Source organism: Micromonospora sp. S4605 (assembly GCF_003176715.1).
Classification (GTDB): domain Bacteria; phylum Actinomycetota; class Actinomycetes; order Mycobacteriales; family Micromonosporaceae; genus Micromonospora; species Micromonospora echinaurantiaca.
The window spans coordinates 1-8,636 of sequence record NZ_QGSW01000370.1 but is presented as its reverse complement, the minus strand read 5'-3'; the positions used below and the strand labels follow the sequence as shown (position 1 = coordinate 8,636).

7 protein-coding genes are annotated in these 8,636 nt (G+C 75.8%); 6 read left to right on the top strand and 1 reads right to left on the bottom strand.

From position 1 onward, the window contains the following. Window positions 1-72: 72 nt before the first annotated feature. Window positions 73-1,056, bottom strand: coding sequence for a helix-turn-helix domain-containing protein (locus tag DLJ47_RS30770; protein WP_109905273.1), 984 nt, complete (start codon window positions 1,054-1,056; stop codon window positions 73-75). Between the two features lie 80 nt (window positions 1,057-1,136). Between DLJ47_RS30770 and recN the strand changes: the two genes are divergently transcribed. From recN to DLJ47_RS30740, 6 genes are all read left to right on the top strand, one after another. Continuing rightward, window positions 1,137-2,894 carry a DNA repair protein RecN gene (gene recN, locus DLJ47_RS30765; protein WP_109905269.1) on the top strand — a complete coding sequence of 586 codons (1,758 nt, stop codon included), beginning with the start codon at window positions 1,137-1,139 and terminating at the stop codon, window positions 2,892-2,894. Window positions 2,895-3,013: 119 nt separating this feature from the next. Continuing rightward, entirely contained in the window at window positions 3,014-4,192 is a 1,179-nt protein-coding gene (gene steA, locus DLJ47_RS30760; RefSeq protein WP_109905271.1) for a putative cytokinetic ring protein SteA, read from the top strand. A gap of 27 nt (window positions 4,193-4,219) precedes the next feature. Continuing rightward, entirely contained in the window at window positions 4,220-5,161 is a 942-nt protein-coding gene (locus DLJ47_RS30755; RefSeq protein ID WP_109905267.1) for a copper transporter, read from the top strand. Between the two features lie 212 nt (window positions 5,162-5,373). Next, the gene (locus DLJ47_RS30750; RefSeq protein WP_109905265.1) at window positions 5,374-6,240 is read left to right on the top strand and encodes a hypothetical protein; all 867 of its coding nucleotides are present in this window, start codon (window positions 5,374-5,376) and stop codon (window positions 6,238-6,240) included. A gap of 1 nt (window position 6,241) precedes the next feature. Next, complete coding sequence (gene murJ / locus DLJ47_RS30745) at window positions 6,242-7,927, top strand: murein biosynthesis integral membrane protein MurJ (RefSeq protein ID WP_109905263.1); 1,686 nt, start codon at window positions 6,242-6,244, stop codon at window positions 7,925-7,927. A 117-nt stretch (window positions 7,928-8,044) separates the two neighbouring features. After that, window positions 8,045-8,636: glycosyltransferase (locus DLJ47_RS30740; protein WP_146228234.1), on the top strand; the 592-nt coding region annotated here is incomplete at its 3' end.

Below are 8,636 nucleotides of genomic sequence, written 5' to 3'. Positions count from 1 at the left end.
GATGCCGGGTGCCGGGGGCGGTGCCGGCAGCGGGTGCCGGGGGTTGCGCGCCGGTGGCGGGAACCGGGCGGGTCAGAGCCAGCCGCGCCGGGCTGCCTGGTAGGCCAATCCCGGGCGGGTGTCCACCCCGGCGGCCGTCATCAGGTCGGCCAGCCGGCGCTGCACGGTACGCCGGCTGACCCCGAGCTGGGAGGCGATGGACTTGTCCGGCACCCCGGCCACGAAGAGCGAGAGCAACCGCACCTCGTCGGCGTCCGGCTGGTATCCGTCGGCGTCGTCACCGGCCGGCGCGGTGGCCGACCGCAGCGGGATCGCCACCCGCCAGTGACTCTCGAAGAGGGCGATCAGCGCGTCGAGCAGTTGGCTGCTGCCGATCACCGCGGCGGTCGGCTCGCCGCCGTCCCGGTCGGGCACCAGCGGGCAGATCGCCGTCCGGGCGTCCACGATGGCCAGCCGGACCGGCAACCGGTCCAGCACCCGGGCCTGTTCGCCGGCCCGGACCCCCTGCTCCACGTCGGCCAGCGCGCCCGGTTCGAGGAGCATCTCCCGCTCGTAGATGGCCCGGTAGCGCACCCCGCGGGCCAGCGCGTCGAACTCCTCGACGTTCTCCTCGCCGGACATCGCCAGCGGGTTGGCCCGGCAGAACCACAGCACCTCGTCGCGGGCCGAGTTCTGCAGGTCGCGCAGCCGTTCCCGGAGCACCCCCGCCCCGGTGATCACCTCGACCAGGTGGTCGGCGTCGTGCCGGCGCAGGCCGGCGCGGTACTCCTCGGTCAGCCGGGTGACCGCCACCCGGGCCGCCTCCAGCGCCTCCTGCCGGCGCAGCAGCGCCTCACCGAGCGCGACGTCGGGCGCCAGCGGCCGCAGCGGCCCGTCCGGGTCGGGCCCGGTCGGCAGCACCAGCCCCTTGCCGCGCAGGGCGGCCAGCTGGGCGACGACCTCGGCGCGCGGGCGGCGCAGCCGCCGGGCCAGCTCGTCGACCCGGGCCACGGTGAGCTGGACGAGGCAGCGGTACAGCTCCTCCTCGTCCGCGGTCAGGCCGATCACGTCCAACACGGGGCTGAACTGTACGACGCCGCGACCCACGGCCTCGCCGGCTGGTCAACTGTCGGGGGCCGCGTCTACTGTCGGGTGCTGTGCTGGAAGAGCTGCGCATCACCGGACTGGGCGTCATCGAGGACACCACGCTGCCGTTGACCGGCGGGATGAACGTCATCACCGGCGAGACCGGTGCGGGCAAGACCATGGTGGTGACCGGCCTCGGCCTGCTCTTCGGTGGCCGGGCCGACGCCGGGCGGGTGCGGGCCGAGCCGGGCCGTGCCGTGGTGGAGGGGCGGCTGCGGCTGGCCGGCCGGGTCGCCGAGACGGTGCACGCCCGGATCACCGACGCGGGCGGCGAGCCCGACGAGGACGGCTCGGTGCTGCTCAGCCGCACGGTCACCGTCGAAGGCCGGTCCCGGGCGCACCTGGGCGGCCGCAGCATGCCGGTCTCCATGCTCGGCGAGGTCGGTGAGCAGGTGGTGGCCGTGCACGGCCAGTCCGACCAGCTGCGGCTGCTGCGCCCGGCCGAGCAGCGGGCGGCGCTCGACCGGTTCGCCGGCCCGGAGCACGAGAAGCTGCTCGACGCGCTGCGCGAGGCCTACACCGGCTGGCGGCGGGTGGTCGACGACCTGGCCGACCGGCGGCGCAACGCCCGCGAGCGCAACCAGGAGGCCGACCTGCTGCGGCTGGGCCTGGACGAGATCACCCGGGTCGACCCGCAGCCCGGCGAGGACGACGAGCTGAAGGCCGAGGCGCAGCGGCTGGAGCACGCCGAGGGGCTGCGCACCGCGGCCGGGCTGGCCCAGCAGTGCGTCGCCGGCGGGGTGGAAGCCGCCGACGACACGCCGGACGCGACAGCCCTGCTCGGCACCGCGCGGCGCACCCTGGAGGCGCAGGCCGGCACCGACCCGGCGCTGGGCGAGCTGGCGGCGCGGCTGGAGGAGGCGGCCACCCTGGTCGCCGACGTCTCCGCCGAGCTGTCGGCCTACCTGGCCGCGCTCGACGCCGACCCGGCCCGGTTGCAGGCCGTCTACGAGCGCCGGGCGGCGCTGCGCGCGCTGACCCGCAAGTACGCCGACGACGTGGACGGGGTGATCGCCTGGGCCGAGCGGGCCCGCACCCGGCTGTCCGACCTGGACACCTCCGACGAGCTCCTCGACGAGCTGGACCGGGAGGCCCAGCGGCTGGCCGGCGAGGTGGCCGACCTGGCCGGCCGGGTGTCGACCTCGCGTCGCGAGGCGGCCGCCCGGTTCGCCGAGCAGGTCACCGTCGAGCTGGCCGGGTTGGCCATGCCGCACGCCCGGATCGACGTGGCGGTGCTGCCCCGTCCGGCCGGGCGGGCCGAGCCCGCGTTGCCGGTCAACGGGGTCGAGGTCGGCGTCGGCCCGGACGGCGGCGACGAGGTCGAGCTGCGCCTGCTCGCCCACCCCGGCGCGCCAGCGCTGCCGCTGCAGCGCGGCGCCTCCGGCGGTGAGCTGTCCCGGGTGATGCTCGCCATCGAGGTGGTCTTCGCCGGCTCCGGCGGCCCGCCCACGCTGGTCTTCGACGAGGTCGACGCCGGGGTCGGCGGCCAGGCGGCGGTGGAGATCGGCCGCCGGCTGGCCCGGCTGGCCCGCAGCCACCAGGTGCTGGTGGTCACCCACCTGCCGCAGGTGGCCGCGTTCGCCGACCGGCACCTGGTGGTGGCGAAGGACACCGGGGGCGCGGTCACCACCAGCGGGGTGCGCGTCGTGGAGGACACCGAACGCGCCCGGGAGCTGGCCCGGATGCTCGCCGGTTTGCCGGACTCGGACCTGGGTATCGCCCACGCCGAGGAGTTGTTGGCGGTGGCGGCCCGGGAAAGGCGGCCGTGACCCCGCCGATTGTGACCACAGGCACACCGGGCCGCGCCCCGGTGTGCTTCCCTGGGTAGGCGGCCCTGCTCAGGCATGTCGCGACAGCAAACCCTGCCTCACATGCCAGGATGGTCACGATGCGTCTACCCACGTTGCGCCGGACCCGGATCACGGAACCCGGCCGGATCGTCGGCACCGCCCGGCTCGACCGCCGTACGAAGCGGCTGGTCGGGCGGCTGCGTCCCGGCGACATCGCGGTCATCGACCATGTCGACCTGGACCGGGTCGCCGCCGACTCGTTGGTCGCCGTCGGTGTCGCCGCGGTGCTCAACGCCAAACCGTCGGTCTCCGGTCGCTACCCGAACCTCGGCCCGGAGGTGCTGATCGGTGCGGGCATCCCGCTCCTGGACGACCTGGGCGAAGGCATCTTCGAGCAGATCCGCGAGGGCGACGTCGTCCGGATCGAGGGCAACACCGTGTACGTCGGCGACGAGCCGGTGGCGCACGGCAGCCTGCAGGACGCCGAGACGGTGGCCAAGGCGATGGCCGACGCCCGGGAGGGGCTCTCGGTGCAGTTGGAGGCGTTCGCCGCCAACACCATGGACTACCTCAAGCAGGAGCGCGACCTGCTCCTCGACGGGGTCGGCGTACCGGAGATCCAGACCCAGATCCAGGGCCGGCACTGCCTGATCGTGGTCCGCGGCTACGACTACAAGGCCGACCTGGACGTGCTGCGCCCCTACATCCGGGAGTTCAAGCCGGTGCTGATCGGCGTGGACGGCGGCGCGGATGCCCTCGTCGAGGCCGGCTACACGCCCGACATGATCATCGGTGACATGGACTCGGTCACCGACGACGTGCTGCGCTGCGGCGCCGAGGTGATCGTGCACGCCTACCCCGACGGCCGGGCGCCCGGGCTGGCCCGGGTCACCGGGCTGGGCGTCCCGGCGGTGACCTTCCCGGCCGCCGCGACCAGCGAGGACCTCGCCATGCTGCTGGCCGACGAGAAGGGCGCCTCGCTGCTGGTCGCGGTCGGCACCCACGCCACCCTGGTGGAGTTCCTCGACAAGGGGCGCGGCGGGATGGCCTCGACGTTCCTCACCCGGCTCAAGGTCGGCGGGAAGCTGGTCGACGCCAAGGGCGTCAGCCGGCTCTACCGGCAGAGCATCTCCGGCTCATCGCTGCTGCTGCTGGTCCTCTCGGCGGTCGCCGCGATGGCCTCCGCCGTGGCGGTCTCCACCGTCGGCAAGGCGTATTTGGGCGTGGTCTCCGAGTGGTGGGACAATTTCGTGTTCCAGCTCGGCCAGCTCTTCTAGCTCCCCGACGATCAAGAGGCTGCAAGCGTGATCAATTTCCGCTACCACGTGGTGTCCCTGACCGCGGTGTTCCTGGCGTTGGCGATCGGCCTGGTGGTCGGCACGGCCGCCCTCAACGGCCCGGTGGCCGACTCGCTCAAGGAGAACGTCAACGCGCTGCGCAAGGACAACCAGCAGATGCGCCAGACGGTCAACAACCTGGAGCGGGAGCTGGAGATGGAGGAGGACTTCGCGGCCGAGATCGCCCAGGTCGTCCTGCCCGGCCGGCTCACCGGCAAGCGGGTGCTGGTGCTCAGCCTGCCCACCGGTCGCGACCACACCGAGGGCGTGGTGAAGATGCTCCAGCTCGCCGGCGCCGACGTCACCGGCCGGGTCGACCTGCAGGACAAGTTCATCAACCCGGACAACAACAACAACCTGCTGGAGCTGGCGGTGACCGCGGCCCGCCCGACCAGCGCGCCGACCTCCGGCCTGCCGGGCAACGGGCACGGCGTGGAGACCTCCAGCGCCCTGCTGGCCAGCGTGCTGCTCGACCGGTCGCCGGGGGCGGCCCCGGTCAGCGAGGCCGACCGGCGGGCGGTGCTGGCCGCGTACAGCAACGCCGGCTACCTCACCACCGAGGACCGGGTGACCGGGGCGGCGGAGGCCGTGGTGGTGGTCAGCGGGCAGCCGTACGTCGACAAGGACTCGGCCAAGAAGGACGAGTCGGTGGTCAAGGTCGCCGAGCAGTTCGACCGCACCGGCGCGATCGTGGTCGGTGGCACCGGCTCGGCCGGCGGCAACCTGGTGGCCATCGTGCGCGGCGATCCGGTGCTGACCCAGACCATCTCCACCATCGACAACGCCAACACCATCCAGGGCCAGCTGGTCACCACCCTGGCGCTGGTGCAGCAGCTCAACGAGAAGAAGGCCGGACAGTACGGCGTCGGCGACAACGCCGCGTCGCTGCTGCCTAGACTGCCCCAGTGAGCGAAGGACGTACCCGGGTGTCCGGCCTGCCGGCCGTGGACGGGCCGGGCCGTGGCGGCGCGACGGCCGCCGCCGAACGGAGCGGGGGAGCACCGTGAGCGCGAGGAGTGAGCCGGGTCTGCGAGCCCCGCAGTCGCGAACTGAGGTGGCACCGTGAGCGCGAGGAGTGAGCCGGGTCTGCGAGCCCCGCAGTCGCGAACGAAGGTGGCACCGTGAGCGTGCTGGGTCGACTGCTGATCGCCGGGGCCGGTGCGGCCGCCGCCCGGTACGCGCTGCGCGAGGTGCGTACCGCCCCGGTCGGGCCGGCGCTGGACCGGACGAACTTCCGCGGCCGCGCGGTCAGCCTGGCCGCCGGGCCGGCCCTGGCCGTGGGCGCGGCGGGGGCGGGCGCGTTCGGCGCGACCAGCGCCGCGTCGGGTGCCGCCGCGCTGGTCGCCGGCGTCGGGGCGGGCGCGGTCGGGCTCTACGACGACGTGGTCGGGGGGCGGCCGGAGCAGAAGACCGCCAAGGGCTTCGCCGGGCACCTCGCCGCGCTGCGCGAGGGGCGGGTCACCGCCGGCCTGATCAAGATCGTCGGGGTGGGCGCCGCCGGTCTCGGCGCCGCCGCCCTGCTCGCCACCGACCCCCGGGTCGCCGCGCACCCCCGCCGGCAGCGTCACGGCGCGTTCGGTCGCGGCGTGGACGTGCTGCTCGGCGCGGGGGTGGTGGCCGGCACCGCCAACCTGCTCAACCTGCTCGACCTGCGCCCCGGGCGGGCGCTGAAGTCCGGAATGCTGCTCGGCGCGCCGCTGGCCGGCGGCCCGCACGGCGGGATCGCCGCGGGCGCGGTCGGCGCCGCCGCCGGCCTGCTCCCCGACGACCTCGGCGAGCGGGTGATGGTCGGCGACAGCGGCGCGAACGCCCTCGGCGCGGTGCTCGGCGTCGCGCTGGCCGCCCGTACCGGCCCGGTCGGCCGGGCCGGCGTGCTCGCCGTACTCGCCGGCCTCACCGCGGCCAGCGAGAAGGTGAGCTTCACCCAGGTCATCCAGCGCACCCCCGGGCTGCGCGAACTCGACGCGCTGGGCCGTCGCGCCGACTGACGTGACCACACCGGCACCCCTCGCCGGCGCCGGCCGCGTCGCCGGAGCGGCAGCGCTCATCGCCGTCCTCACCGTGCTCAGCCGGCTCGCCGGCTTCGGCCGTACCGCCGTCTTCACCTGGACGCTGGCCCCCACCGACCTCGGTGGCACGTACGTCGTCGCCAACCAGGTGCCGAACTTCATCTTCGAGATCGTCGCCGGCGGGGCGCTGGCCAGTCTGGTCGTGCCGCTGCTGGCCGGCCCGGTGGCGGCGGGGGACACCGCGAGCGTGGCCCGCACCACCGGCGCCCTGCTCTGCTGGACGCTGGCCCTGCTGGTGCCGCTGGCCCTGCTGGTGGTGCTGTTCGCCGGGCCGCTGGTCGGGGCGCTCGGCGAGGGCCTGAGCGCGGCCCAGCAGCACAGCGGCGAGCGGATGCTGCGGGTCTTCGCCCCGCAGCTGCCGCTCTACGGGGTGGGCATCGTGCTCACCGGCGTGCTCCAGGCGCACCGCCGGTTCGCCTGGCCGGTGATCGCGCCGCTGCTGTCCAGCCTCGCCGTGATCGTGGTCTACCTCGGGTTCACCGCCGCCGAAGGCCGGCTGGCCACGGTCACCGACGTGAGCCGGGGCGGGGAGCTGTTCCTGGCGGCCGGCACCACGGCCGGCGTGGTGGTGCTCTCGCTGTCCCTGCTGATCCCGGTCCGTCGGCTGCGACTCGTGCCACGGTTCGGGTTCGGCTTCCCCGCCGAGGCCCGTGCCCGGGTGGGTGGGCTGGCGGTGGCCGGGGCGGTGACGGTCACCGCCCAGCAGGTAGCGCTCATCGTCAGCCTCAACCAGGTCACCTACGGCGCCGCGGCCAACCCCGGTGTCTACAACCTGGCGCAGGCCGTCTACCTGCTGCCGTGGGCGGTGCTGGCGGTGCCGCTGGCGGTCGCCGCGTACCCCACCCTGGTGGCGGCCCGGGCGACCGGCGACGAGGGTGGCTACCGCGCCACGCTGGCCCCGGCGGTGCGCGGCGTGCTGCTGTTCAGCTTCCTCGGCGCCGCGGCGCTGATCGGCACGGCCGTTCCGGTCGGGCACTTCTTCTTCGACGGCGCGGCGGCGTCCACCGCCGCCGGGGCGGTCGCCGGCTTCGCCCCCGGGCTGCTCGGCTACGGGCTGTTCGCCCTGCTGAGCCGCGCGCTGTACGCCCGGGGCGAGACCCGGGCGGCGACCGGCGCGATCGCCGCCGGTTTCCTGGTGGTGCCGGCGGCGGCGCTGGCCCTCGGCGCGCTGCTGCCGCTGCGCGACCGGGTGCCGGCCGTCGCCCTGGCCAACTCGGTCGGGATGCTGGTGCTCGGCGGGCTGCTGCTGGTCGCGGTGCGCCGCTCGGCCGGGGCCGCCGCGCTCGCCGGGGCGGCCCGGGCGGGTGGTGCCGGGCTGCTCGCCGGCGTGCTGGCCGCGGCGGCCGGCGCGGCGGCGGCACACTGGCTGGCGGCGGCCGGTGACGGGACCCCGACGACACTCGCGGCACTCGTGCAGGGCATGCTGTCCGGAGTCCTGGTCGGCGTGGTGTTCCTCGCCGTGGCCCGGCTGACGGACCGGCGGGACGTGCAGCCGCTGCTCGCGGGGGTGCTGCGGCGGCTCGGCCGGGGGCGCCGGGCCGGCGGGGCGCGGCCCGACGGCGTGCCCCCGGAACGGGGAGACGGGAAGGAGACGGTGTCCCGGTGAGCGCGTGGCGTGCGCCCGCGGGCCGCACGGCCGGCGACGGGAGTCGTGCCCGATGAATCCGGTACGGCAGGGGACGGGTGACCGGCGGTCGGCGGTCGCCGGGCGGAGGGGGTCGTGGTGACGCAACCGGCACCGGTTCCCGGCTGGCACGGCACGGTCGGTCTGCTGCTCGCCTCCAGCACCGGCGGGGTCGGCCAGCACGTCCGCTCGCTGGCCGCCGGGCTGACCGCCGCCGGCGTCCGGGTGCTGGTCTGCGGCCCGGCTGCGACCCAGGAACAGTTCGACTTCACCGGCGCCGGGGCCCGCTTCCACCCGGTGGAGATCCCGGCCAGCCCCACCCCGGCCGACGCGCGGGCGGTGGCCGCGCTGCGCCGGGCGCTCGGCGCCGAGCCGGTCGACGTGCTGCACGCCCACGGCCTGCGGGCCGGGCTGGTCGCGGTGCTCGCCCGGCCCGCCGTTCCGGTGGTGGTCACCTGGCACAACGCGGTGCTCGCCGGCGGCCTGCGCGGCGGCCTGTCCCGGCTGGTCGAGCGGATCGTCGCCCGCGGCGCCCGGGTCACCCTCGGCGCCTCCGCCGACCTGGTGGCGCGGGCCGCCGAGCTGGGCGCCGCGGACGCCCGGCTGGCCCCGGTCGCCGCGCCGGCGCTGCCCGCGCCGCGCCGCCGCCGGGCAGCCGTCCGGGCCGAGTTCGGCGTCGCCGCGGACCAGC

Coding starts and splice junctions, on each gene's coding strand:
- steA (WP_109905271.1), top strand. CDS start 3,014: ATGCGTCTACCCACGTTGCGCCGGACCCGGATCACGGAACCCGGCCGG.